The sequence below is a fragment of the Polynucleobacter aenigmaticus genome, assembly GCF_002206635.1.
Lineage (GTDB): Bacteria > Pseudomonadota > Gammaproteobacteria > Burkholderiales > Burkholderiaceae > Polynucleobacter > Polynucleobacter aenigmaticus.
The window spans coordinates 1-1,143 of the sequence record NZ_NGUO01000030.1 but is presented as its reverse complement, the minus strand read 5'-3'; the positions used below and the strand labels follow the sequence as shown (position 1 = coordinate 1,143).

The 1,143-nt window shown below is 46.9% G+C and carries 2 protein-coding genes; both read right to left on the bottom strand.

Annotated elements, in window-relative coordinates; all coding sequences use genetic code 11:
• Positions 1-379: helix-turn-helix domain-containing protein (locus CBI30_RS10980; protein WP_143744402.1), on the bottom strand; the 379-nt coding region annotated here is incomplete at its 3' end.
• Positions 380-515: 136 nt separating this feature from the next.
• A partial coding sequence (locus CBI30_RS11130; RefSeq protein ID WP_206075641.1) for an MBG domain-containing protein occupies positions 516-1,143 on the bottom strand: 628 nt, incomplete at its 5' end.

Below are 1,143 nucleotides of genomic sequence, written 5' to 3'. Positions count from 1 at the left end.
AAGTCTTAGGGCGAAGTGCTCGATCCCAGGCTGAGCTATCGGCCCCAGCTGATCGGTAGTCTTTAATACCGCCATTGCGTTTTACTTCGCGACTAACCGTAGAAGGCGACCTGCCTAAAAGCTGTGCGATAGAGCGAAGTGATTGCCCAGTTGCCAGGCCACGGGAGATTTCTTCTCGCTCAGCCAAAGTTAACGCTAAAACTGATCGAGATCTTGATGGTGGTCTGATGCCGCCCGTCTGCATCAAAATACGCTGTATAGAGGGGTGATGGCGATCAAATAACTGCGCTATCTGATGAAGGTTATCGCCTTTTTGCCAGCGATCCCACATCAACTCTCTTTGAGTGGCGGTGTAATAGATTCGAGGTCGTTGTTTCATGAGCAACACTCCTTTTGCTTACGCAGTTTGTAGTGTGTTGCATCGATCAGTTGAATTCAAGACCCATAGAGGACCTTGGCGAAACGTACCTCCACAATGACCACTTACGACCCAGAGTGAGAAATAAGGGGGCACATTACAGCTCCAACTTAGTAACGACTATGTTAGGCATAGTTAAGGGCGCTGACGGTGAACCTGAGCATGGTAATAGGTCACCACTTGTGTCGCCCTTTAAACAAGTGATAACCATAGTTTCTCGGATGGTGGTTCTTTGTACGGTGTTATTAAATGGGTTAACTGGAACTTCAGCTTGAACTTCGGGGATAACCACCGGAACAATCACAGGAGCAGAAGTAATCGTTAAAACTCCATCCACAGTAGTCATGTTGTAGTTGTTTGCAGTGCCAGCGGCTACTGTTATTGCTGAAGTGCCTACCGGTGTTGAAGTTGTTGCTGTGCTATTGGCTGTAGAAGCTGTCAAACCAGCAGTTGTACTTGCTGTATCGCCATTTACAAAGCCTACCAAGCTAACTGATAAGGCTGGGTTAGTAGTACCAAAGACTTTAGAGGCATCGTTAGCCGTTGCGGTCAAAGTTGCTTTAGTAACCGTTAACTGCCCTGCTACTACGGATACTGAGTAGTTAGTATCAGCAGTTAAATTTGCGTTGATAGAGTAGTCGCCGACATTACTAGCCGAAGTAGCTGTAGATGAATAAGAAGCTGTTGGTGTAGTACCGCCAGCAACTAAACCACTCATTGAGCCA